This is a genomic window from Kosakonia sp. N21 (assembly GCF_050587465.1).
In the GTDB taxonomy this organism is placed as follows: Bacteria; Pseudomonadota; Gammaproteobacteria; order Enterobacterales; family Enterobacteriaceae.
In genome coordinates this window covers 72,891-97,921 of record NZ_JBOBHR010000006.1, presented here as the reverse complement: position 1 = coordinate 97,921, position 25,031 = coordinate 72,891, and the positions used below count along the sequence as shown (strand labels likewise).

Sequence of the window (25,031 nt, the reverse complement as noted above, 5' to 3'; positions counted from 1 at the left end):
CGCCCCGGTGATTAAATACCGCCGCGAATCAACCCGCCGAGACCGCGTCGCTCCATAAAGGCCGCGATCTGATGACGGACTTCTGTCGCCAGTTGCGCTTCCAGAGCGCGCCTTGCCAGCGTCTGCGCCTCTTCACAATCGATGCGGCGCAACAGGTATTTGATACGCGCGACAGAGCGACCGTTCATCGACAAATGGCGATATCCCAGGCCAATCAGCACCGCAACGCACATAGGGTCGCCGGCCATTTCACCGCACAAGCGGATATCAATACCTAAACGTTCAGCCTCGTCCGCCACCATCGCCAGCGCACGCAACACGGCCGGGTGCAGACTGTCGTACATATTCGCCACACGGGTATTGTTGCGATCGACCGCTAAAATGTACTGTGTCAGGTCGTTCGTCCCCACCGAGATAAAATCGACGCGGGTCGCCAGGTGAGACAACATAAATACCATCGACGGGACTTCCAGCATCACGCCAATACGCGGTTTGGGAATGGCGTAGCCAATCATCTCTTCCACTTCACGCCCTGCGCGCTCAATCAACCGCTTCGCTTCATCCACTTCATCAATGCTGGTAATCATGGGCAGCAGAATACTGAGGTTGCCGGTCGCCGCATTTGCGCGCAGCATCGCCCGTACCTGCACCAGGAAAATTTCCGGTTGGTCGAGCGTAATACGGATGCCACGCCAGCCGAGACACGGGTTCTCTTCACTGATTGGCATGTAAGGCAGTTGCTTGTCGGCGCCGATATCCAGCGTACGCAACGTGACGGGCTTATCGTTGAACATCTGCAACATGCCCTGGTATTGCGCCACCTGTTCCTCTTCCGACGGAAAACCGCTTTGCAGCATAAACGGAATTTCGGTGCGATACAGCCCGATACCGTCGATGCGGCTACCGAGCTTCTCTTCATGCTCCGGGCTTAACCCCGCATTGAGCATCACTTTTACCCGCTCGCCGCTTTTTAGCTGGGCGGCAAGGTTCACATCATCTTCGGCCAGACGACTTAATTCGTTCTCTTCCGTGATAAGCCGTTGGTATTCCTGCAGCAGTACCGGTTCAGGATCCACCAGCAATTCACCGCGGTACCCGTCCACCACCAGTGTGCGACGCTGCAGCAACGAAGGCTGGATGTCCGCCCCCATGACCGTCGGAATGCCCAGCGCGCGCACCATGATCGCCGCATGCGAGTTGGCTGCGCCATCGCGCACCACCACCCCGACAAGCCGGTCGTGCGGCAGCTCGGCAAGCGTCGTGGCGGACAGTTCATCCGCCACCAGAATAAAGCGTTCCGGCCAGCTATTCGGCCCGGAAATGGAGTCATCAAGATGGAACAGCAGGCGCTGCCCCAGGGTGCGTAAATCCCCCGAACGCTCTTTCAGGTAGCCGTCAGTAAGCGCGGCAAACTGCTCAGCGAAACGTTCAATCACCGTTTTCACGGCCCACTCCGCCACCACACCCCGGTCGACTTCCTCAAACAGCTCGCGGCGCAAACGCGCATCGGAAAGCAAATGCGAATAGAGGTCGAAAATCGCCGCCGTTTCTTTCTGCGCACCGGCGGAGAAACGTTTGCTATAACGGCGGAACTCGTTCGCGGCCTCTTCAAGCGCAGCGGTCAGCCTTTCCCTTTCGAGGGTGGTGTCCAGCGTGGAGGCCTGATAGACCTGCTCCATCAACGGCAGCGTTTCATCCACCCACCCTTCGGCGATTGCCACACCCGGGGAGGCCGGAAGCGCGCGAATACGCGTCTGGCGATATTGGCCAAACAGCGCGTTTAATTGTGACTGGGAGAGAATCGCCGCCATCTGCGTGGCGAGCGTCACCAGAAAGGACTCTTCACTTTCATCGTACTGGCGCAGCTCACGCTGCTGAACCACCAGCACGCCAAGCAACTGACGACGCTGAATAATAGGCACGCCAAGAAACGCGCGAAAACGCTCCTCTTTCACGGCGGGAATATATTTAAAGCTGGGGTGTTTTTGCGCATCGGCAAGGTTGATAGGTTCCGCCAGCCTGCCGACCAGACCAACAATCCCTTGATCGAATGCGAGTGTGACAGTACGACCACGCGGTTTTTTCAAACCGCGCGTCGCCATCAGGTAAAAACAACGTCTGTCGTGATCTGCGAGATAGACCGAGCACACTTCGGTTTCCATCGCCAGGCAAACGTCGGTAACCAGTATTTCCAGCGCTTCGTTAAGGCGCGGCGCGCTGGCGACTTTCTCAACTATTTCTCGCAGTCGGGTGAGCATGATGTGGGTGGCTTAACCTCGTTTACGTCGCCAGGCAGGCGCATTCTGCGGCTTAGGAGGCGTTTCCTGAAGCAGCATGACCGCGCTTGCGAATTCTTTCATCACCCGCCGGTAGACATCGCGTTTAAACGACACTACCTGACGAACAGGATACCAATAGCTTACCCACCGCCAGCCATCAAATTCAGGCGTACTACTGGCTTGCATATTGATGTCGGTATCGTTACCGACCAATTGCAGGAGAAACCACTTTTGTTTCTGGCCGATACACACCGGCTTTGTGTCCCAACGCACCAAACGTTTCGGTAACTTGTAACGCAACCAGTTACGGGTAGAAGCAAGGATACGAACATCTTTACGACTTAAGCCCACTTCCTCGAACAGTTCCCGGTACATTGCCTGTTCCGGGGATTCTCCAGGGTTGATCCCCCCCTGGGGGAACTGCCATGAATGCTGTCCAAAGCGCCTGGCCCACATCACCTGGCCCTGTCGGTTACAGATTACGATTCCCACATTTGGGCGGTAGCCATCGTCATCAATCACCGGACTACCTCAAAATAAATCTGAATGAAGCGATTGTTTCACACTCGTGGATAACGGTAAACCACTCTATTACAGGGATACGGACGGATAACAATTGAATAACTCACAGTTATCGTCAGAGTTATAAACAGCGCCCGCCTCCGCCAACGGGTTTTATTCACCTTTTCTGTGGATAGAGTTGTGAAGAAGTGTGGAATTACCCAGGGAAAACCCGGAACAGTCTGAATAACTCATGATTGGCCGATAAAAATAAAATTCATTAATTCATCGAGTTAAATGGCTTATCAACCTTTTTTTCGGGCATAGTGTGATGATCATCACTCTTCGGATCCCGTCGCTGATGAAAGATCGAACAGAGCCGTTTTTATCCACAGATTATGCCAATAAGTTAGGCACATTTTGTGCAGAAATTCGATTTTCGTCGCACGTCAAGGCTGTAAATCGAAACAGTAGTGGGGCTTTTCCCCAGTTATCCCACTTTTCTGTGGATAACAGGGTGTAAGATCCTGTTTATTGTCAGTGACCAGATTTGGAAAACCGATCGCACTGTTGCGCAACGCTCAGTTGATAAAAATAAATTACCTTATAAATCATCGCATTGCTCAGCCGACACGGAAAAAGGTAAACTGCACGGATGCGGTGCAAAACTGCCGTCTGTTTTTTAACCAAAAGGTTTTTAGCATGTCTGCGTTATCTCCACTGACAACTCCTCCGGAAACAGAAGCTCAACTGCTGGCTCAGGCGCAGCGCCTGGCAGGCTACTCACTGGGAGAACTGGCGGCAAAGGCAGGGTTGCCGGTTCCCCGCGATCTCAAGCGTGATAAAGGGTGGACGGGCGTGTTGCTCGAGCTGTGGTTAGGCGCAAGCGCAGGTAGCAAACCAGAACAGGACTTTGCAGCGTTGGGCGTCGAGTTGAAAACGATCCCTGTGGACAGTCAGGGACGCCCGCTGGAAACGACGTTTGTTTGCGTCGCGCCGTTGACCGGCAACAGCGGCGTGGTGTGGGAAACCAGCCACGTGCGCCATAAACTCAAGCGCGTCTTATGGATCCCCATCGAAGGATCGCGGGAGATTCCGGTGGCAGAGCGCCGGGTTGGATCGCCGCTGCTCTGGAGCCCGAACGAAGAGGAAGAGCAGCAGTTACGTCTCGACTGGGAAGAGTTAATGGATCTGATCGTGTTGGGGAAAGTTACCCGCATTACCGCACGTCACGGCGAAGTGATGCAGTTACGCCCGAAGGCGGCCAACAGCAAAGCACTCACCGAAGCAATCGGCGAGCATGGCGAACGGATCCTCACTTTGCCCCGCGGTTTTTATCTGAAAAAGAACTTCACCAGCGCCCTGCTGGCTCGCCATTTTTTATTATCCGGATATTAAATTTTTGCCACAGCAACGCTCGCGCTTATAATTAGCGCTTCTTTTTTTTGGCAGGACTTTGCTTAAATGTTATTTGCATGGATAACCGACCCCAACGCCTGGCTGGCGCTCGGAACACTGACGCTTCTGGAGATCGTTCTCGGGATCGACAATATTATTTTCCTCTCTCTGGTGGTCGCCAAACTTCCCACTGCGCAACGTAATCACGCACGTCGTCTTGGACTTGCTGCGGCAATGATCATGCGCCTGTTACTGCTGGCGTCCATCGCCTGGGTGACCAGGCTGACGCACCCACTGTTCAGCGTGTTTGATCACAGCGTTTCCGCCCGCGATTTGATTCTGTTTCTCGGCGGCTTGTTCCTGATCTGGAAAGCAAGCAAAGAGATCCACGAATCGATCGAAGGGGAAGAAGAAGGGCTGAAGACCAATGTGCACTCTTTCCTTGGCGCTATCGTGCAAATCATGCTGCTGGATATCATTTTCAGCCTTGATTCCGTGATTACCGCCGTGGGCCTGTCGGATCATCTGTTTATCATGATGGCCGCCGTGGTGATTGCCGTTGGTGTGATGATGTTTGCCGCGCGGCCGATTGGCGAATTTGTTGATCGCCATCCATCGGTCAAAATGCTGGCATTGTCGTTTCTGATCCTTGTCGGCTTTACGCTGATTCTGGAAAGCGTCGCTATTCATGTGCCAAAAGGCTACATCTACTTTGCGATGTTCTTCTCCATCGCCGTTGAGACGCTCAACCTGATGCGTAACAAGAAAAATCCGCTGTAATGATCACGCTTCCTCTTCGGAGGAAGCGTTTTCGCCGTTCCTCTTTCCTAAACATATATTTTCAGATAATCCCGCTTTTTCATCGCCAGATCGCGCGTTATTACTAGACTTGTGTATGACAGGCCGTGAGAGGGGCAGGATGATGAAAAAATGGGCAGTACTGATTTCCGCAGTGGGACTGGCTTTTGCTGTTTCCGGATGCAGCAGCGATTATGTCATGGCGACAAAAGACGGCAGGATGATCCTGACGCAAGGTAAACCGGAAATTGATGATGAAACCGGGCTGGTCAGCTATCACGATCAGCAAGGCAATAAAATGCAGATTAACCGTGATGACATATCCCAGATTATCGAACGCTAAGAAATCCCTATAAAGGTCAGTAACCTGCTGGCCTTTTTTTGAATTTCCGCTTTCCCTTTCTCTTCCCCTCTGCCATGGTTATATTCCTTTGTCAGGAGCTCTGACGTTGTTTGATTGAGGAAGCCGGCTATGCACTATCACCGTATCCCCCACAGTTCGCTTGAAATCAGCACCCTGGGGCTGGGCACAATGACGTTTGGTGAACAAAACAGCGAAGCCGACGCCCACGCACAGCTCGACTATGCCGTCAGCCAGGGCATTAACCTGATTGATGTCGCAGAGATGTACCCTGTACCGCCACGCCCGGAAACACAAGGGCTGACTGAAACCTACGTCGGCAACTGGCTGGCGAAACGCGGCAGCCGCGAAAAACTGGTGATCGCCTCTAAAGTCAGCGGCCCGAGCCGCAACAATGACAGCGGCATCCGCCCCAATCAGGCGCTGGATCGCAAAAACATCCGCAGCGCGCTGGATGCGAGTTTAAAGCGTCTGCAAACCGATTATCTCGACCTGTACCAGGTGCACTGGCCGCAGCGCGCCACTAACTGCTTCGGCAAACTGGGTTATAGCTGGGTAGAGAGTGCACCGGTCGTCACGCTGCTGGAAACGCTGGAAGCGCTGACCGAGTTTCAACGTGCCGGGAAAATCCGTTATATCGGCGTTTCTAACGAGACCGCATTTGGCGTAATGCGCTATCTCCACCTGGCGGAAAAACATGAACTGCCGCGCATTGTGACCATTCAGAACCCGTATAGCCTGCTAAACCGCAGCTATGAAGTGGGGCTGGCGGAGGTGAGCCAGTATGAAGGCGTTGAGCTGCTGGCTTACTCCTGCCTGGCCTTTGGCACCCTGACCGGCAAATACCTCAACGGCGCGAAACCCGCAGGCGCGCGCAATACGCTGTTCAGCCGCTTCACGCGTTACAGTGGGGAGCAGGCGCAAAAAGCCGTTGCGGCCTATGTGGATATTGCCAAACGGCATAACCTCGATCCGGCGCAAATGGCGCTGGCTTTCGTGCGCCGTCAGCCCTTCGTCGCCAGCACCCTGCTGGGCGCAACGACGATGGAACAACTGAAGACCAATGTGGAGAGCCTGCACCTGGATCTCAGCGAAGAGGTGCTGGCTGAAATCGAAGCGGTGCACCAGGTGTATACCTACCCCGCTCCGTAACCGGCTACCGGCGGCGCTGCCAGATCCACAGCGCCGCAATCGCCAACGCAAACAGCGTCCCAAACCCAACGCCCACGCCGACCACCGGCGCACCTGCTTTTACCGCCAGCGAATAGAACCCCAGCATCAGCAACATCGCCATATTTTCGCCGAGGTTTTGCACCGCGATGGCATTGCCCGCGCCCACAGACGCTTTACCGATAGCCTGCAACAATGCATTTAAAGGTACGACGAAGAAGCCGCCCAGCGCGCCGATCAGCAGCAAAACGCCATACGCCGGGAGTAATGCATGTTGTAACGAAAACAGCGTCACCGCCACGCCAATCAGGATCCCGGCAGGCATACAACGGGCAACGGTTTCCAGCGTCACCAGTTTTGCCGCCAGGCCCGCTCCCGCCACAATGCCCACGGCCACCATCGCATTAAGATAGGTTGGCGTGGCGTTATCGGTAATGCCCAGCGCCACCGGCACCCACAGCACCAGTAAAAAACGCAACGTCACGCCCGCGCCCCAGAACAGGCTGGTACCCACCAGTGAAAAACGGGTCTCGCCGTTGCGCCACAGGCTTTTGCAGGCGCTAAAAAAGCTGTGAGTCATCGGCGTAAAGCGCCAGGATTGCCCCGGTCGCGCGGCGGGAAGTTTCGGGATCATCAGGTTGGCCACCACGGCCGCACCATACACCAGGGCGCATACGCCCAACGCCGCCAGTACATGCCAGTCGGCCAGAACGCCGCCTGCCACCGAACCCAGCAGGATCGCTGCAATAGTGGAAGACTCCATCAGGCCGTTGGCTTTCACCAGCTTATCACCCGTCGTAATTTCGCCCAGAATGCCGTATTTCGCCGGGGAGTAGGCCGCTGCGCCAATCCCCACCAGCAGATACCCCACAAACGGGTTCACACCGATACAGATACTCGCCGCACCCAACAGTTTTAACCCGTTGGCCACCATCATCACCCGCCCTTTGGCATAGCTGTCGGCGACCTGACCAACAAAGGGAGCGAAAAGAATGTAAGCGCCCACAAACACCATCTGCAATACCGGCTGGCTCCAGTCAGGGTAAAACTCCGCTTTCAGCAGCGCTAAGGTGGCGAATAACAGCGCGTTATCGCCAAACGCCGAGAGAAACTGAGCGGCAATCACCGCCATCATTCCCCGGGACCACAGTGAAGTGTTAGTGCTTACTGACTCACGCATGCGTGGATTCATCCTCTTCAACCATACCTTTCAGGGTGACGAAATCGGGTTTGCCGCTACCAAGCAGCGGGAGTTGCTTCAGGAAACGAATATCGCGCGGCACGGCCAGTTCCGGGATGCCATGCGCACGCGCCTGCTGGAGCAGTTTGTCGCGCGTCAGCGCATCATCGGTGGTAAACATCACCAGCGCCTCGCCTTTGCTGGCATCGCTTTTGATTACCGTGGCATGCAGTTTGTCAGGCGAGGTCATCAGCGCCAGCTGTTCCACCGTCTCCAGCGACACCATCTCGCCAGCGATTTTGGCAAAGCGTTTTGCGCGCCCCTGAATCTGAACAAAGCCTTGCTCATCAAAACGCACAATATCGCCCGTGTCATACCAGCCTGGCTCCAGCTCACCGTGGATATTCTCCGCGGCGGGCGTTTCCAGCACGCCGGGGTTTTCTACCCGCAGGTAGCCGGTCATCACATTAGGCCCTTTAAGTTGCAGACGACCGCCCTCTTCAATGCCCGGCACCGCCAGCAAACGGGCATCCATCCCCGGCAGGATCCGCCCGACGGTGCCCGGTTTGGCGGCCATCGGCACATTGATCGACACCACCGGCGCGCACTCCGTTACGCCATACCCTTCAAGAATGCGCAAACCGAACTTGTCCTGCCAGATCTGACGAGTGCTGTCCTGCAACTTCTCCGCACCAGCCACCACATAGCGCAGGCGGTAAAAATCATACGGATTGGCAAAACGGGCGTAATTCCCGAGGAACGTCGAGGTGCCGAACAGCACCGTACAGTTCCGGTCATACACCAGCTCCGGCACAATGCGATAGTGCAGCGGGCTGGGGTAGAGAAACACCTGCGCGCCAGTCAGCAGTGGGGTCAACAACCCAACCGTCAGGCCAAAGGAGTGGAACAGCGGCAACGCCGACATAAAGCGGTCATTGGCGGTAAAGTCGGCGATGGTCTTAATCTGCTCGACATTCGCAAGCAGGCTTTTGTGGCTATGTACCACGCCTTTAGGATGGCCTTCAGAACCGGAGGTAAAGAGGATCAGCGCCGGATCTTCCGGCTTCTGCGCAACCTGCGCTTTTAACGGCGTCAACAAATGGCGGAAAATCCACAGCTTATCTTCCAGTTTGACGTCGCTTTTCAAATCTTCGAGGTAAACCCAGCGCACCTGGGTCAGTTGCTCCGGCAGATGCCACAGCTTGCCTTTGTCCATAAAGGTGCGCGAGGTAAAAATGGTCTTGATCTGCGCCGCGGTAATGGCGCTGCTCAGCCCTTTCACCCCGGCGGTGTAGTTCATCATCGCCGGAATACGCCCACGGGCGATCGCGCCGAAAATCACCGCCGCGCTGATCCCAGCATTCGGCAGCATCAGGCCAATTTTCTCCCCCTGTGTCGTGTATTTATCCAGAATACGCGCCACAAACAGCGTTTTGGTCAACAGCTTGCGGTAACTGTCGGGGGTGAAGTTGATATCTTCCACGCAGGGCTTCTTTTCACCATAGCGGTGCTGCGCCGAGAGCAACGCTTCAAACAGCGTTTCGCGTGGGCGCACCGCCATGCGGGCTTCCATCATGATTTGATGCAGCATCTCTCCCGCCAGTTTACGGCGATCGCGCGCACGCGGAGCATCCGGCATCGGTAATTGCGTTGGCGGCAGAATATGCAGCGTAATGCGCGGGAACAGGCGCTGTTTCACCAGCCCTTTCAGGCGGCTGAAATACGTAAGCTCCGCGCCATCAATGCGCAGCGGAACCACCGTCGCGCCGGACTTTGCCGCCACAAACCCTGCGCCATCGTAAATTTTCATTAGTGAACCGGAGACGGAAATACGCCCCTCCGGGAAAATCACCACCGGGCGTCCCTGCTCTACCAGCCGCACCAGATGTTTAATGGACATCGGTTTGGTGGGGTCGAGCGGCACGAAGTCAATGATTGAGCTTATCCAGCGCATATACCACTGGGTGCTGATAGAGGTGTAAACAGCGAAAACCGGGCGCACAGGCAGGAACAACGCCAGCAGGATGCCATCAATAAAAGAGACATGGTTAGGGGTGATTAATACACGCTCGCCATGCAGCGCCTCTGTTTTTCCGGTCAGTTGCACCCGGAACAACACCTGAAACAGGCTGCGGAAAAAGCCCAGTAGCATTTCAACTCCTTTTGCCAGTCAATTAAGCACAATGTCTTCAAATTGTGGCAGATTACACGAGAAGCGAAGGAGGGAAAACGCGGGCGAAAAAAAACCTGCGCGTCCGCGCAGGTTGGTGCAATAAATAAGTACGAAGAGTGTACCGAATACTTCACCAATCAATACCTCTGGGATCTTGATTGTGGCGTGGGGTACCGCGCGTTACCAGCGGGAAAAAGCAAGAGAGTGAGCCGAAGTGAAACCAGGTATGTCTATCATCGATTCCTGTAACACCCCGGAAAAAAGCAAAAAAAAACCTGCGCATCTGCGCAGGTTGGTGTAATTCGAGTGTGCAACCCCGAGGGTTGCCTTCACCTATCAATACCTCTGGGATCCCTACTTTGTCACGTGGGGTATAGCGCCACCAGCAGACAATCGAAACAGCCTTTCGCAAAGTGTAACTAAAGGTTTTAGCTGTATTAATCGGTAAAACTTTTATGTGTAACGTTTTCACCTGCTTGCCACGCGTCACTTCACGTTTGCACGTTCCCGTCCGGCAACATCCTTGATTAGCCCTCCCTTTTCCGTAACACTACCCGGTGTGTAAACGCTTACCTCTAAGGACGGTGCATCATGGCGACCATCAAAGATGTCGCTCGGCTGGCGGGCGTCTCCGTAGCAACGGTTTCCCGCGTCATTAACGACTCGCCAAAAGCGAGCGAAGCCTCGCGTCTGGCGGTGCAAAATGCGATGGATTCCCTCAATTACCATCCCAATGCCAACGCCCGCGCGCTGGCGCAACAGTCGACAGAAACCGTCGGCCTGGTGGTGGGCGATGTGTCCGATCCCTTTTTTGGCGCGATGGTGAAAGCGGTCGAACAGGTGGCCTCCGCCACCGGCAATTTTCTGCTGATTGGCAATGGCTACCATAACGAAGAGAAAGAGCGTAAAGCGATTGAGCAGTTGATCCGCCATCGCTGCGCTGCGCTGGTGGTGCACGCCAAAATCATCCCCGATGACGAGCTGGCGTCGTTGATGAAGCAGATGCCGGGCATGGTGTTAATCAACCGTATCCTGCCGGGCTTTGAGCAGCGTTGTGTGGCGCTGGACGATCGCTACGGCGCCTGGCTGGCGACCCGCCATCTGATCCAGCAGGGCCATACGCGGATTGGCTATCTCTGTTCGAACCACGCCATTTCCGATGCCGAAGATCGGTTGCAAGGTTACTACGACGCACTGAAAGAGCACGGCCTGCCGTGCAACGAGAGACTGGTAACCTTTGCTGAACCCGATGAGAGCGGCGGTGAACAGGCGATGACCGAACTGTTGGGGCGCGGCAGAAACTTTACCGCCGTAGCCTGTTATAACGATTCAATGGCGGCAGGGGCGATGGGCGTGCTGAACGATAACGGCATCGACGTGCCGCGTGAAATTTCGCTGATTGGTTTTGATGACGTGCTGGTGTCGCGCTATGTGCGCCCACGCCTGACGACCGTGCGCTACCCGATTATCACAATGGCGACGCAAGCCGCTGAATTAGCGCTGGCGCTGGCGTCTAATCAGCCATTACCCGATGTCACCCACCTGTTTAACCCGACGCTGGTGCGCCGCCATTCGGTGATTACACCACTGGAAAGCTGACTCTCGTGTTAATTGTGCGCTACCCGGCCTGAAAGCCAGGTAAATATCACAACGCAATGCGATAAAGATGAACGGTGGTGTTGGGGTAGTCGAGCGCATCGCCAATGTAATGCCAGCCGTAACGCTCGTAAAAGTCGCGGCAGGCGGAGTAAAGATGCAACTGGCTGAAGCCCATGGCTTTGGCCTGTTGCATGACATGGCGCTGTAGCTGCCCCGCCAGTCCCTGCCCGCGCGCGCGCTCTTTCACATACAGCGCCGCCAGCCACGGGAACAGATCCTGGCGGCTGATCAGATCGCAGCGCCACAACCCCACCGTCGCCAGTAACTCATCCCCGTCGAGCAACACAAAGGTCAGCGGTAACTGCCCCGGCGTCTGGCTGTGCTGAATAATACTGGCGAAAAAATCACGCGGCAGCGAATCGCCAAACTCACGCCACAGCCATTCGGTGACCTGCTTCGCATGGTGCGGGGCGTCGTACAACGGAACGATCGTCACAGTAATTTTCCCTGAAAAATCGGCACGGATTCAAAAAGATAGCCGTCAAAATCCGGCGCATCCTCGTCGGACAGCTCCAGCAGACTCTTTTTTACATTTTCCAGATGTTGCCACATTGCCTGCCACGCCCCCATCACATCGCGGCGGCGCAGTGCCGCCAGCAACGTCTGGCGATCGCCTAGCCATTTCAGGCGATACGGGCGGCTGGCAATATGCACATTAAATTGTTGCCACAGCGGGCTGCTGTCCATGTGGTGCCAGATGCTTTCCACCGTCGCCAGCAGCATCTGGTTTTGCGATGCGCCCGCCAGCACCAGATGGAACATCTTGCTGTTATCCTGCGAGGTGTCATTCATGGCGATGGCGCGCTGCTCTTGCTCGAGAATGCGCCGCAGATTATCGATATCCGCCCGGGTGGCCATTTTCGCGGCGAAAGCGGCGATATTACTTTCCAGCAGTTGGCGCGCCTGCAAAATCTCAAACGGGCCAACATCGCTACTTAAAAAGCGCTCTTCCTCATTTTCATGCTCCTGCGGAATGCGCATCACATACACGCCCGAGCCCTGGCGAATATCCACCGTGCCTTGCAGTTCCAGCATCAGTAAGGCTTCGCGAACAATAGTGCGGCTGACGCCATACTTTTCGGCGATATTGCGCTCCGGCGGCAAACGCGAGCCAACAGGGTAATGCCCGTTGATGATTTGCTCACGTAAATCTTCGCCAATCTCCTGGTACTGTTTTTTCTCCGGCGGGACGACGGCCTTCTCCACAATATCACCTGCGCTTTTCAGTTATTGCGTTCTATTTTACGTCATCATCAAGGGTGAGGGTCAACTGACGCTCATCGCTTAACCGGCGATACCACGACAAGGACTTCTTCGCCCGGCGATCGCGGTTGTTTTGCAGATCAATCTCCACTAACCCGTAGCGGTTCTTGAAGGCATTCATTGGCGAGACATTATCGGTGAACGCCCACAACATGTAGCCCAGACAGTTCGCGCCATCTTCCCGCGCGCGCAGAGTTTGCCACAAATGCTCGCTGATAAACGCAATGCGATAATCATCTTCGATCATCCCTTGCGCATTGCGGAACTGCTCTTCGTTCTCCACGCCCATACCGCTTTCGGCGACAAACCACGGAATATTGCCGTACTCGTTTTTAATGCGCATCGCCATGTCATAAATAATGGAGGGCAGGATCTCCCAGCCACGGGATTTGTTCATCCGCCGCCCCGGCAATTCAAACGGCTCATAATAATATGCCGGGTGGAAAGGGGTTTCCGGATGCCAGGCGCGGGACGGCGCTTTGACCCGGTGCGGATAGTAGAGATTAATCCCCAGCTCATCGACGGTGTTATCGCGGATGAGCGCCAGCTCTTCTTCGCTGTAATCCCAGGCGACCTGGTGTTTCTCCAGCAGCGCAAACAGCTCCGGCGGATAGTGGCCTTTGACCATCAGATCGAGAAAGACGCGGTTATAGAACAGGTCGTAACGCTCTGCGGCCAGCACGTCGTGCGGCGCACGGGAGCGCGGATAGGTCACTTCCGGGTTGAGGATACAGCCCACCGTACCGGTGTAGCCCTTTTCGCGGAACAGCTTAACCACCTTTGCCGTCGCCAGATTTTTGTGGTGATTCCACTGCATCCAGGTTCCGGTGTTTTGTTCATACGGCCAGCGCAGCGCATCAAGGTAAACGCGGGTTTGCACCACGATCGGCTCATTAAAGGTAAACCAGCGCGTCACTTTATGATGAAAACGCGCGAACACCTTTTCTGCATACAGCAGATACAACTCCACCACTTTTTTCGACGCCCAGCCGCCATACGTTTCCAGCAGATAACCGGGTAGTTCGTAATGCTCAAGGCAGATCATCGGCACAATGCCATTGCGCTGCATCTCATCGAACAGTGCGTCGTAATAAGCCGCGTAGGTTTCATCCACCACACCCTGTTCGTAATCGGTCAGAAAGCGCGACCAGTTGATCGACGTGCGGTAGTGGGTCAACCCCGCCTGCTTCATCAGTTGCACATCTTCGCGAAAACGCTGGTAAAAGTTGGTTGCCACCGCCGGACCATAGCCCTCATGCCAGACATGACGATCGTTTTTGTACCAGAGATCGGGCCAGGAATCCTGCCCCTCCCGTTTGTCGATCCAGCCTTCGGTTTGCCAGGCCGACGCGGCGGCGCCGAGGATAAACGACGGTGGTATGGCGATGGTTTTCGTGCTCATGGCTTCCTCAGGCGTTAGACGGCGTTTCTGCCTGCAACTGCGCCTGCTCTGCGCGGCGGGAGGCAATTTTCACAAACGGCAAGTAAATAACAACGGCGGTAATAATGCAGATCAGTTGCGTCACCACCGCGCCCATCGAACCGGCGGTAGAGAGCCAGGCGTTGATCAGAGGCGGCGTCGTCCAGGGCACCATCACCACGGCTTTGCCGGCAAACCCCGTCACGGTGGCGAAATAGCCAATCGAGCCGGTCACCAGCGGCGTGATAATAAACGGGATGGCGAGGATCGGGTTTAGCATGATCGGCATGCCGAATATCACCGGTTCGTTAATATTGAAGATCCCTGGCCCGATGGAGAGCTTCGCGATCTCTTTCATCTCTTTGCGTTTGGTGGCAATCATCACCGCAATCAGCAGACCGATGGTCAACCCGGAGCCGCCGATGCTCATATACACATCCCAGAACGGCATGGTGATGATATTCGGCACCTCTTTACCCTGCTCAAACGCGCTCATATTGACGGTGATCGCCCCCAGCAGCAGCGGTTCGCGAATCGGTTTGATCATCTGGTTGCCGTGAATACCAATAACCCAGAACAACTGCGCGACAAACATCAGCAGCAGGATCCCCGGCAGACTCTGCACGACGCGCTCCAGCGGCTGTTGCACCACCTGGTAAACGGCATCGTACAGATACATGCCGGTTACTTTCTGAAAGGCAAAACCGAAAGTGGCAATCACCGTGGTGGTGATGATCGCCGGGATCAGCGCTGAGAAGGACGCGGAGACATTTGGCGGCACCGTATCCGGCATTTTGATCTTCAGCCCTTCACGGTTTTCCAGCCAGCAGTAGATCTCCACCGACAAAATGGCGATAAACATGCCAAGGAACAGGCTACGGGTGTCGGAGAACTGGCGCAGCAGCACATCTTTCACCACGTGCATCTGCCCGTCCACCAGCATCTCAACGGTGGTTGGCGTAACGCAAATAAAGCAGATCACCGCCAGCAGGCCAGGAAACAGCGACTTGATGCCGTTAATACGCCCCAGCTCGATACCGATTAAAAACACCGCGCCAATGTTGAGAAAGTTCAGCGTGGCGTAGTTGATGGCGCTGGTAATGGGTTTCAGCGCCGCCAGAAACGACAGTGCCTGAAAACTGGCGAGTCCGTTTTTCGGATCCAGCACCATATTGGAGATCAGCACGGAAAACGCGCCGACGATGATCACCGGCATCAGGGTAATAAACGACGATTTGATCGCCATGATATAGCGATAGCTGTTGAATTTTGTGGCAAAACTACCCAGAGAATCGATGAGTTTGTCTTGTAGGGCCATGTGTTAACACCTCAGTAAAGGGGTTTTTTTATCGAAACCGGGATACAGCTAAATCCCATTTGGCATACCAAAAATAGTCATGGATGGAGAAAAGTTCTGTGACCCGCCTCGCAACGCCGCTTCTGGTATTCCAAAACGAGACGATAGTCCGCATTGGCATACCACCTTGCATTTATCAGGGCTTTTTAACGAGTGTGGTAAACTGCGTTTCATTACGCGAAACGAGAGCCCGTCATGGTCACAATGCTGGAAGTCTCACTGCGCGCGGGTGTGTCGAAAGCGACGGTGTCCCGCGTTCTCAACAACACAGGCCAGGTAAAAGAGAGCACCCGCAACCAGGTCTTTAAGGCGATGGAAGAGCTGGGCTACCGGCCTAATTTCCTTGCCCGTTCGCTGGCGAACCGCACCAGCAATAGCATCGGTCTGGTGGTCTCCAGCTTTGACGGCTTCTATTTTGGCCGTCTGCTGCAACAGGCCTCCCGCCAGGCGGAACGGCATGGCAAACAGTTGATCGTGACCGACGGGCACGACACACCGGAACGGGAAGAGCTGGCGGTGCAGATGCTGGCCGATCGTCGCTGCGACGCCATTATTCTCTACACCCGCTTTATGAGTGAAAACGCGATCCTGCAACTGATCGACAGCGTGCCGATGCCACTTGTCGTCATTAACCGCGAAGTGGTGCAGGCGCACGATAAATGCGTGTTCTTTGAACAACAGGATGCGGCTTTTCAGGCGGTGGATTACCTGATACGCCAGGGGCACCGCGAAATAGCCTGTATTACCGTTCCGATGCATACCCCCACCGGCAAAGCCCGGTTGATGGGCTATCGCAAGGCGCTGGAACACCATGGGATCGACTGGGATCCGGCAAAAGTAAAATACGGTGACTCCACCATGACGCGCGGCTATGAACTGTGTCGGGAAATGTTGCAGGAAGGTGTCCGGATCAGCGCCCTGTTCGCCTGTAACGACGATATGGCGCTGGGGGCTTCCAAGGCTATCTGGCAGGCAGGTTTGCAGATTCCACAGGATATTTCCCTGTTCGGCTTCGATGACGCCCCCAGCGCACGCTGGCTGGAGCCGGGGCTGTCAACGGTCTATCTGCCTATCGACACCATGATCACCACAGCGATTGATCAGGCGATCAGGCTGGCCAACAAGGCGACGGTCGATGCGATCCCGCCGTTTACCGGCACGCTGGTGTTGCGCGAGTCGGTGGCGACGGGGCCGTATATTGCCGCTTAGCACTGCTCCAGCGCGAGCAGTTCTTCAATGGTCTGACGGCGACGAATCAGTCGCGCCACACCGTTATCAAACAGCACTTCCGGCAGTAGCGGGCGGCTGTTGTAGTTCGACGACATCGATGCGCCGTACGCGCCGGTATCATGCAGCACCAGATAGTCGCCCGGCGCAACCTCAGGCAGCGCGCGGGTTTCCACTTTACCACCCTCTTGCTGGGTAAAGACGTCACCGGATTCGCACAGCGGCCCCGCCACTACGGTGTCAATCAGAGCGGCATTTCGCAGGTCCCGGCCATCTGCCGCCAGCGCGGTAATGTGGTGATAGCTGCCATACATTGCCGGGCGCATCAGGTCGTTAAAACCGGCGTCGATCAGCACAAAGTGGCGGCTACCCATCGTTTTCACGCTGCGCACCTGTGAAACCAACACGCCGGACTCCGCCACCAGGAAACGCCCCGGTTCGATCTCCAGTTTCACCGCATGCCCAAGATGCCGGGCGATCTGCTCACGCGCCGCATTCCACAAACCGAAATAGTGCGCGGTATCGACCTGTGCTTCCCCTTCATGATACGGAATAGAGAGACCGCCGCCTGCGGAAATCGCCGGCAGATCCTGGCCGAAATCCACCACCTGGCGCACCATCGCACCGCATACCTGCTCCAGATGACCATAATCCACACCGGAACCGATGTGCATATGAATGCCCGCCAGCTGCAACTGGTAACGCTGCATCACCGCCAGCGCCGCAGCCAGATCGCTGTACCAGATGCCGTGTTTACTGTTTTCACCACCGGTATTGGTTTTCTGGCTGTGACCGTGACCAAAACCCGGGTTAACGCGCAGCCAGACACGATGCCCCGGCGATACCGCGCCCAGTTGTTCCAGCATATCCACCGAACCGGCGTTGACCGCAATCCCCAGTTCGCTGACACGCGCCAGCGTCGCGTCATCAATCACGTCCGCGGTGAAAACAATGTCATCCGGATGTGTTTTGGGATCGTAGCCCGCCGCCAGCGCACGCTCAATTTCGCCCAGCGATACCGAATCCACTTTGACGCCCTGCTCACGCATCAACCGCAAAATATGGATGTTTGAGCAGGCCTTCTGCGCGAAGCGCACCACGTCGAAGTCACGCAGTTTGGCAATTTGCGCGCGAATGATTTGCGCATCGTAGACCCACACCGGGCAACCGAATTCGGCAGGCAGTCTCAGCAGGTTGGCAGCGTTAAGGTCAGTCTCAGTCTGGTGCAATGGGCGTGGCATGATGGACTCCGTCAATATTTTTTATGATTACGCCACACGGCGAAGAGAATAAAAAATATCGTTTTATCGCGAGTCTATGCAAAAATGATATGGAATACCTTCAACAACCGGATACCGCCATGCCCGCTGTTAACCTGCGCCATATCGAAATTTTTCACGCGGTGATGACCACCGGCAACCTCACCGAAGCCGCCGCACTGCTGCACACCTCGCAACCGACAGTGAGCCGCGAGCTGGCGCGGTTTGAAAAAGTGCTGGGATTAACCCTGTTTGAGCGCACGCGTGGACGCCTGCACCCTACGGTGCAGGGGCTGCGGCTATTTGAAGAGGTACAGCGCTCGTGGTACGGGCTGGACAGAATTGTCAGCGCCGCCGAAAGCCTGCGCGAATTCCGCCAGGGCGAACTGTCGGTCGCCTGCCTGCCGGTCTTTTCGCAATCCTTTTTACCGCTGCTGTTACAGCCCTTTCTCGCCCGTTACCCGGATGTCAGCCTGAATATCGTGCCGCAGGAGTCGCCATTGCTGGAGGAGTGGTTGTCGGCGCAGCGCCATGATTTGGGGTTAACGGAAACACTGACCACACCTGCCGGTACGGAACGTACGCCGCTGCTAACCTGTAATGAAGTATGCGTGATGCCGCAGGATCATCCACTGGCGCGTAAAAGCGTGCTAACGCCAGCGGATTTTCACACCGAGAACTACATCAGTTTGTCGCGTACCGACAGCTACCGACAACTGCTGGATACGCTATTCAACGAACATCAGGTGAAGCGCCGCATGGTACTGGAGACCCACAGCGCCGCGTCAGTTTGCGCGATGGTGCGCGCCGGGGTCGGCATTTCGGTCGTGAACCCGTTAACGGCGCTCGATTACGCCGCCAGCGGCGTTGCCGTACGCCGCTTCAGTATTGATGTTCCTTTTACTGTCAGCCTGATCCGCCCTCTGCATCGCCCTGCTTCCGCGCTGGTCAACGCGTTTGCACAGCACTTGCAGACCGCCATGCCGCGGGTAACCCAACCGCTGGCGGCGATGCTCGGGTCCGTTTAAGAGAGCATAAATTCAACGGCGTCGGCGGCATGGAGCGCCGCGGTGTCAAAGACCCTGATCGGGCAGTGCGTCTCCGGCAGCAGCAGACCGATTTCGGTACAGCCAAAAATCACCCCCTCTGCCCCTTCCGCTGCCAACTGTTTGATCAAATTCAAAAAGTAGTAACGCGACTCGTCGGTGAAGGTGCCGAGGCACAGTTGTTCGAAGATGATTTCATTGACGCGTTCGCGATCTTCCGGACCCGGTACGCGGGTTTTGATGCCGAACTGTTTTTCCAGTCGCCCGCGATAGAAATCCTGCTCCATGGTGTAGCGCGTGCCGAGCAGCGCGATATTGCTCAACCCGGCGTTTTCAATTGCCCGGCCAGTGGCATCGGCAATGTGCAGAAAGGGAATATTGCAGCGCTCCTCGATTTGCCCCGCCACTTTGTGCATGGTGTTGGTGCACAGCACAATCGCCTGCGCGCCCGCCTGCTCCAGCCCTGCCGCCGCCTGGGCAAGAATTTCCCCGGCTTTGTGCCATTGCGCCGTGGCCTGACAGGCTTCAATCTCATGAAAATCCACGCTGTGCAGAAGTATGCTCGCGGAGTGCAAACCACCCAGGCGGGCTTTGACACCCTCATTAATCAGGCGGTAGTAGGGAACGGTCGATTCCCAGCTCATGCCGCCCAGCAATCCTATCGTTTTCATCGTTTGTCTCCGTGGGTTAGTGCACTCAGTCAACCAAAGTTGTGATCGACTTTCAACTTCTCTGGCCTCACGTTTATTTTTGCCTGCCGCTGAGATAAATTATTTTGAAACATCGTTTCATCTTATTACTCAACCACAGGACAGCCAGATGTTTATTTTTCATAAAGACACTCAGCTTGACGATCTGGGCAATGGTGTTACCCGCCGTATTCTGGCCCATGACGGCAAAATGATGGCCGTCGAGGTCATGTTTGAACAAGGCGCCATCGGCCCGATGCATAACCATCCTCATGAACAACTCACTTATGTCTTATCCGGTGAATTCGAATTTACCATCGGTGATGAGAAACATATCGTCACGGCAGGCGATACTCTTTATAAGCAACCGCACATTATGCACGGCTGCGTGTGTCTGAAAGCCGGTACGTTGCTGGATACGTTCACGCCGGTACGCGAAGACTTTTTGAAAGCGTGATCCCGAGCACGTTATTGAGCCCCCCGGTTAACGCCCTCTCTGCTGAGGGCGTTTTCATTTTGTTTCTTTGATTAATTTCCCTGAAAAACACTTCGCCAGATAATTGTTTAAATATTGAATGATTTCATTCAGCGATATTTCCACTGTTCTGGCAGATGCCGTCAGCGTTTTTTATTTCCGGCGAAACCTGTGTTTTTTCGGCAAAAATGTCATCCACCTCACCTTATTGAAACATCGTTTCGACTTTGATCACATTTCGCGAATTAATCGAATGACGGCAAATCAAAACGCAATAAAATATTTTAAAACGATGTTTTACAAATCAAGAACGCAAGTTGATAGGATTTTAAAACCCGGAAGATTGCTAATGATTTCGGGCAGTTAAAGATTCACATCGCATTGATTACGCTAAATATTGTGATCAGGCGCACGCACAGAACCTGTTTTTACCCCCAAACGCCCAGGCGTCAGGGGAAAGAAGTTAATCTCCGAATCCGTATTACACCATTGTTCGCCAGGTAGGTATGTATGAATGAAAACAGACTACTGGGATTGGCCTGGATATCACCCTACGTTATTGGGTTGATAGTCTTTACGGCATTCCCGTTCATCTCATCGTTCTTTCTCAGTTTTACTGAGTATGACCTGATGAGCCCGCCGGTATTTAACGGCATCGAAAACTATCGCTACATGTTTACTGAAGACACCCTCTTCTGGAAATCAATGGGCGTAACGTTCGCGTACGTATTTTTAACCATCCCGCTGAAGCTTGCTTTCGCGCTGGGTATTGCCTTTGTACTGAACTTTAAATTACGCGGTATCGGCTTTTTCCGTACTGCTTACTATATTCCCTCGATTCTCGGGAGCTCAGTGGCTATCGCCGTGCTGTGGCGCGCGCTGTTTGCCATTGATGGTCTGCTGAACAGCTTTATCGGCGTGTTTGGCCTTGATCCGGTTAACTGGCTGGGCGAACCGTCGCTGGCGCTGATGTCGGTGACATTACTGCGCGTGTGGCAGTTTGGCTCGGCGATGGTTATCTTCCTTGCCGCGCTGCAAAACGTACCGCAGTCTCAATACGAAGCAGCCATGATCGACGGTGCCAGCAAATGGCAGATGTTTATGAAAGTCACCGTGCCGCTGATCACGCCGGTTATTTTCTTCAACTTCATTATGCAGACCACCCAGGCGTTCCAGGAATTCACCGGCCCGTATGTCATCACCGGCGGCGGCCCGACCTACTACACCTATCTGTTCTCGCTCTATATCTACGACACGGCCTTCAAGTATTTCGATATGGGCTATGGCGCGGCGCTGGCCTGGGTTCTGTTCCTGGTGGTGGCGGTCTTTGCCTCTATCGCCTTTAAATCGTCGAAATACTGGGTGTTCTACTCTGCCGATAAGGGAGGCAAAAATGGCTGATATCCAACACGTCACGCCGGGCATGCAGGAAGCAGAGCGTGAAGTGGCGCGTACCCTGCGCCGCGAGAAAGTGAGCGCGTGGATCCGCTATGTGATCCTGCTGTTTGTCGGCCTGCTGATGCTCTACCCGCTGGCGTGGATGTTCTCGGCATCGTTCAAACCGAACCACGAGATCTTCACCACGCTGGGTTTGTGGCCGCAGCACGCCACCTGGGACGGGTTTATCAACGGCTGGAAAACCGGCACGGAATACACCTTCGGTCATTACATGCTGAACACCTTTAAGTATGTGATCCCGAAAGTGATCCTGACCATTATCTCCTCCACCATTGTGGCTTACGGCTTTGCCCGCTTTGAGATCCCGTGGAAGAACTTCTGGTTCGGTACGCTTATTGCCACCATGCTGCTGCCGAGCACCGTGTTGCTGATCCCGCAGTACCTGATGTTCCGTGAAATGGGCATGCTCAACAGCTATATGCCGCTGTATCTGCCAACGGCGTTCGCCACCCACGGGTTCTTCGTCTTTATGCTGATTCAGTTCCTGCGCGGTGTGCCGCGCGACATGGAAGAAGCGGCGCAGATCGACGGCTGTAACTCCTGGCAGGTGTTGTGGTACGTGGTGGTGCCGATCCTGAAACCGGCGATTATCTCGGTGGCGCTGTTCCAGTTTATGTGGTCGATGAACGACTTTATCGGTCCGCTGATTTATGTCTACAGCGTGGATAAGTACCCCATCGCACTGGCGCTGAAAATGTCCATTGACGTGACCGAAGGCGCACCGTGGAACGAAATTCTGGCAATGGCGAGTATCTCCATTCTGCCGTCCATCATTGTCTTCTTCCTGGCACAGCGCTACTTCGTACAGGGCGTGACCAGCAGCGGAATTAAAGGTTAAGAGGGAAGTATCATGGCTGAAGTTATTTTCAACAAACTGGAAAAAGTTTACTCCAACGGCTTCAAAGCGGTACATGGTATCGACCTGAAAATCGCCGACGGTGAATTTATGGTGATTGTCGGCCCGTCCGGCTGCGCCAAGTCCACGACCTTGCGTATGCTCGCCGGTCTGGAAACCATCAGCGGCGGTGAAGTGCGCATCGGTGAGAAGATCGTCAACAACCTCGCGCCAAAATCGCGCGGTATTGCGATGGTGTTCCAGAACTATGCGCTCTACCCGCATATGACCGTGCGCGAAAACCTCGCGTTTGGTCTCAAGCTCAGCAAGATGCCGAAAGACGAAATCACCAAACAAGTGGATGAAGCGGCAAAAATCCTTGAGCTGGAAGAACTGATGGACAGGCTGCCGCGCCAGCTTTCCGGTGGCCAGGCACAGCGTGTGGCGGTAGGCCGTGCGATTGTGAAGAAACCGGACGTGTTCCTGTTTGACGAACCGCTGTCTAACCTCGACGCCAAACTGCGCGCCTCCATGCGTATCCGTATTTCCGACCTGCACAAGCAGCTCAAGAAGTCCGGTAAACCGGCCACCACCGTCTACGTGACCCACGATCAGACGGAAGCGATGACCATGGGCGACCGTATCTGCGTGATGAAACTCGGTCACATCATGCAGGTGGATACCCCGGACAATCTCTATCACTTCCCGAAAAACATGTTCGTGGCGGGCTTTATCGGTGCGCCGGAAATGAACATCAAACCGGCGAAAATTGTGAAAAAAGACGACCAGTTACATATCACGGTCGGTCACGACACGCTGGCGCTGAATACCCGCCAGCAGGAAAAAGTCGCGGATTATGAAGGCAAAGAGGTGTTCTTTGGCGTGCGTCCGGAGTTTGTCTCCGTCGCCGATCAGCCTTTTGCCGACGATTGCGGTTCCGGCGACCTGGTGCGCGTAGAAAACATGGGACACGAGTTCTTTGTTTATCTGAAAGTCGGCGACTACGAGCTGACCGCCCGAATTCCGTCTGATGAAGCTAAGCCTCTGATTGAGAAGGGACTTCACCGGAAGGTGTACTTTAAGTTTGATATGAATAAGTGTCATGTTTTTGACGCAAAAACGGAACAGAACATCTCTCTGTAAATTAAAACTGGAGTATAAAAATGAAAAAAGTGCTAACAGGCGCCGTTATCTCCGCAACTCTGGGCATGTGCGCTGTACCCGCTATTGCCGCTGATAATGTAGACCTGCGTATGTCCTGGTGGGGGGGCAACGGTCGTCATCAGGTGACATTGAAAGCGTTGGAAGAATTTCATCAACAGCATCCGAATATTACGGTTAAGTCTGAGTACACCGGCTGGGACGGTCACCTTTCCCGTCTGACCACGCAAATCGCGGGCGGCACCGAGCCGGACGTGATGCAGACCAACTGGAACTGGCTGCCGATCTTCTCAAAATCCGGTGACGGTTTTTACGACCTGAACCAGGTGAAAGACATTATCGATTTGAGCCAGTTCGACGCCAAAGAGCTGAAATCCACCACCGTGGACGGCAAACTGAACGGTATTCCGATCTCCGTCACCGCACGCGTGTTCTATTTCAACGATGAGCAGTGGAAAAAAGCGGGCGTCGCCTTCCCGAAAACCTGGGATGAGCTGTTAGCGGCGGGCAAAACGTTTGAAAGCAAACTGGGCAAGCAGTACTACCCGGTGGTGCTGGAGCACCAGGATACGCTGGCGCTGCTGAACTCGTACATGGTGCAGAAATACAATATTCCTGCCGTTGACGAGAAAGCGAAGAAATTCAGCTACACCAATGAGCAGTGGGTGGAATTCTTCCAGATGTATAAAAAACTGGTCGACAGCCACGTGATGCCGGACGCGAAGTACTATGCATCGTTCGGTAAGAGCAACATGTATGAAATGAAGCCGTGGATCGAAGGTGAATGGGCCGGTACCTACATGTGGAACTCCACCATCACCAAATACTCCGACAACCTGAAGCCGCCAGCCAAACTGGTGCTGGGTGAATACCCGATGCTGCCAGGCGCAACGGATGCAGGTCTGTTCTTCAAACCGGCGCAAATGCTGTCGATTGGTAAATCCACCAAACACCCGAAAGAAGCCGCACAGGTGATTAACTTCCTGCTGAACAGCAAAGAAGGCGCGGAAACCCTCGGTCTGGAGCGTGGTGTACCGTTGAGCAAAGCCGCAGTTCAGACGCTGACCGCCAATGGCGCAATCAAAGCGGAAGATCCGGCTGTTGCGGGCCTGCGTCTGGCGCAGTCGCTGCCAGCCAAACTCTCTGTGTCGCCGTATTTTGACGATCCGCAGATTGTTGCCCAGTTCGGCACGGCAATTCAGTACATCGACTATGGTCAGAAAACGGTGGAAGAAACCGCCGCAGACTTCCAACGTCAGGCTGAGCGCATTCTGAAACGCGCCATGCGCTAAGGTTTTACCGTCACACCCTACCCTGCCGGA

The 25,031-nt window shown here is 54.8% G+C and carries 22 protein-coding genes; 12 read left to right on the top strand and 10 right to left on the bottom strand.

The window, feature by feature from the left end; all coding sequences use genetic code 11:
* Positions 1-11: 11 nt before the first annotated feature.
* Together ptsP and rppH are read right to left on the bottom strand one after the other, a co-directional pair.
* Positions 12-2,258 (bottom strand): phosphoenolpyruvate--protein phosphotransferase, encoded by a 2,247-nt coding sequence (gene ptsP, locus ACQ3G7_RS15680; RefSeq protein ID WP_263099472.1) that lies wholly within the window; start codon positions 2,256-2,258, stop codon positions 12-14.
* 12 nt (positions 2,259-2,270) lie between these two features.
* A complete protein-coding gene (gene rppH / locus ACQ3G7_RS15675; RefSeq protein WP_263099471.1) occupies positions 2,271-2,801 on the bottom strand; it encodes an RNA pyrophosphohydrolase in 531 nt (176 codons plus the stop codon).
* 681 nt (positions 2,802-3,482) lie between these two features.
* On the opposite strand from rppH, the gene mutH reads away from it, so the two are divergent.
* From mutH to ACQ3G7_RS15655, 4 genes are all read left to right on the top strand, one after another.
* Complete coding sequence (gene mutH, locus ACQ3G7_RS15670) at positions 3,483-4,178, top strand: DNA mismatch repair endonuclease MutH (protein ID WP_263099470.1); 696 nt, start codon at positions 3,483-3,485, stop codon at positions 4,176-4,178.
* A gap of 66 nt (positions 4,179-4,244) precedes the next feature.
* Complete coding sequence (locus tag ACQ3G7_RS15665; protein WP_430890510.1) at positions 4,245-4,958, top strand: TerC family protein; 714 nt, start codon at positions 4,245-4,247, stop codon at positions 4,956-4,958.
* 142 nt (positions 4,959-5,100) lie between these two features.
* Complete coding sequence (locus tag ACQ3G7_RS15660; protein WP_134318733.1) at positions 5,101-5,319, top strand: YgdI/YgdR family lipoprotein; 219 nt, start codon at positions 5,101-5,103, stop codon at positions 5,317-5,319.
* A gap of 129 nt (positions 5,320-5,448) precedes the next feature.
* A complete protein-coding gene (locus ACQ3G7_RS15655; RefSeq protein WP_430890509.1) occupies positions 5,449-6,489 on the top strand; it encodes an NADP(H)-dependent aldo-keto reductase in 1,041 nt (346 codons plus the stop codon).
* Positions 6,490-6,493: 4 nt separating this feature from the next.
* On the opposite strand, the gene lplT is transcribed toward ACQ3G7_RS15655, so the two are convergent.
* Entirely contained in the window at positions 6,494-7,687 is a 1,194-nt protein-coding gene (gene lplT, locus ACQ3G7_RS15650; protein ID WP_430890508.1) for a lysophospholipid transporter LplT, read from the bottom strand.
* Positions 7,680-9,839, bottom strand: coding sequence for a bifunctional acyl-ACP--phospholipid O-acyltransferase/long-chain-fatty-acid--ACP ligase (aas, locus tag ACQ3G7_RS15645; protein WP_430890507.1), 2,160 nt, complete (start codon positions 9,837-9,839; stop codon positions 7,680-7,682). The genes lplT and aas overlap by 8 nt, the downstream gene beginning before the upstream one ends.
* A gap of 612 nt (positions 9,840-10,451) precedes the next feature.
* Between aas and galR the strand changes: the two genes are divergently transcribed.
* A complete protein-coding gene (gene galR, locus ACQ3G7_RS15640; protein WP_430890506.1) occupies positions 10,452-11,459 on the top strand; it encodes an HTH-type transcriptional regulator GalR in 1,008 nt (335 codons plus the stop codon).
* A 46-nt stretch (positions 11,460-11,505) separates the two neighbouring features.
* On the opposite strand, the gene ACQ3G7_RS15635 is transcribed toward galR, so the two are convergent.
* Genes ACQ3G7_RS15635 through ACQ3G7_RS15620 form a run of 4 tightly spaced genes read right to left on the bottom strand, consistent with a single transcriptional unit; the run spans position 11,506 to position 15,520 of the window.
* Complete coding sequence (locus tag ACQ3G7_RS15635) at positions 11,506-11,955, bottom strand: GNAT family N-acetyltransferase (RefSeq protein WP_430890505.1); 450 nt, start codon at positions 11,953-11,955, stop codon at positions 11,506-11,508.
* Positions 11,952-12,725 carry a GntR family transcriptional regulator gene (locus tag ACQ3G7_RS15630; protein ID WP_430890504.1) on the bottom strand — a complete coding sequence of 258 codons (774 nt, stop codon included), beginning with the start codon at positions 12,723-12,725 and terminating at the stop codon, positions 11,952-11,954. The genes ACQ3G7_RS15635 and ACQ3G7_RS15630 overlap by 4 nt, the downstream gene beginning before the upstream one ends.
* A 31-nt stretch (positions 12,726-12,756) precedes the next feature.
* Positions 12,757-14,184, bottom strand: a complete 1,428-nt coding sequence (locus ACQ3G7_RS15625; RefSeq protein ID WP_430890503.1) for a glycoside hydrolase family 1 protein — start codon at positions 14,182-14,184, stop codon at positions 12,757-12,759.
* A 7-nt stretch (positions 14,185-14,191) separates the two neighbouring features.
* Positions 14,192-15,520, bottom strand: a complete 1,329-nt coding sequence (locus tag ACQ3G7_RS15620; RefSeq protein ID WP_061493312.1) for a PTS sugar transporter subunit IIC — start codon at positions 15,518-15,520, stop codon at positions 14,192-14,194.
* Positions 15,521-15,763: 243 nt separating this feature from the next.
* Here ACQ3G7_RS15620 and ACQ3G7_RS15615 point away from each other — a divergent pair, with 243 nt between their 5' ends.
* Entirely contained in the window at positions 15,764-16,768 is a 1,005-nt protein-coding gene (locus ACQ3G7_RS15615) for a LacI family DNA-binding transcriptional regulator (protein ID WP_430890677.1), read from the top strand.
* Here the strand turns inward: ACQ3G7_RS15615 and lysA are convergent.
* Positions 16,765-18,027: a diaminopimelate decarboxylase gene (lysA, locus tag ACQ3G7_RS15610; protein ID WP_430890502.1), complete on the bottom strand. Its 1,263-nt coding sequence runs from the start codon at positions 18,025-18,027 to the stop codon at positions 16,765-16,767. The genes ACQ3G7_RS15615 and lysA overlap by 4 nt on opposite strands.
* A gap of 119 nt (positions 18,028-18,146) precedes the next feature.
* Between lysA and ACQ3G7_RS15605 the strand changes: the two genes are divergently transcribed.
* Complete coding sequence (locus tag ACQ3G7_RS15605; RefSeq protein ID WP_430890676.1) at positions 18,147-19,073, top strand: LysR family transcriptional regulator; 927 nt, start codon at positions 18,147-18,149, stop codon at positions 19,071-19,073.
* Here ACQ3G7_RS15605 and ACQ3G7_RS15600 read toward each other — a convergent pair.
* Positions 19,070-19,762: an aspartate/glutamate racemase gene (locus tag ACQ3G7_RS15600; RefSeq protein ID WP_430890501.1), complete on the bottom strand. Its 693-nt coding sequence runs from the start codon at positions 19,760-19,762 to the stop codon at positions 19,070-19,072. The two genes, ACQ3G7_RS15605 and ACQ3G7_RS15600, sit on opposite strands and share 4 nt — an antisense overlap.
* A gap of 148 nt (positions 19,763-19,910) precedes the next feature.
* On the opposite strand from ACQ3G7_RS15600, the gene ACQ3G7_RS15595 reads away from it, so the two are divergent.
* From ACQ3G7_RS15595 to ACQ3G7_RS15575, 5 genes are all read left to right on the top strand, one after another.
* The gene (locus ACQ3G7_RS15595) at positions 19,911-20,237 is read left to right on the top strand and encodes a cupin domain-containing protein (RefSeq protein ID WP_061493307.1); all 327 of its coding nucleotides are present in this window, start codon (positions 19,911-19,913) and stop codon (positions 20,235-20,237) included.
* A gap of 528 nt (positions 20,238-20,765) precedes the next feature.
* Positions 20,766-21,656, top strand: coding sequence for a carbohydrate ABC transporter permease (locus tag ACQ3G7_RS15590; protein ID WP_061493306.1), 891 nt, complete (start codon positions 20,766-20,768; stop codon positions 21,654-21,656).
* On the top strand, positions 21,649-22,551 hold the full coding sequence (locus tag ACQ3G7_RS15585) for a carbohydrate ABC transporter permease (protein ID WP_061493305.1): 903 nt from the start codon (positions 21,649-21,651) through the stop codon (positions 22,549-22,551). Before ACQ3G7_RS15590 ends, ACQ3G7_RS15585 begins: the two co-directional genes overlap by 8 nt.
* Before the next feature lie 12 nt (positions 22,552-22,563).
* On the top strand, positions 22,564-23,691 hold the full coding sequence (locus tag ACQ3G7_RS15580; protein ID WP_430890500.1) for an ABC transporter ATP-binding protein: 1,128 nt from the start codon (positions 22,564-22,566) through the stop codon (positions 23,689-23,691).
* Between the two features lie 20 nt (positions 23,692-23,711).
* Entirely contained in the window at positions 23,712-25,001 is a 1,290-nt protein-coding gene (locus ACQ3G7_RS15575; RefSeq protein WP_430890499.1) for an ABC transporter substrate-binding protein, read from the top strand.
* Positions 25,002-25,031 lie beyond the last annotated feature (30 nt).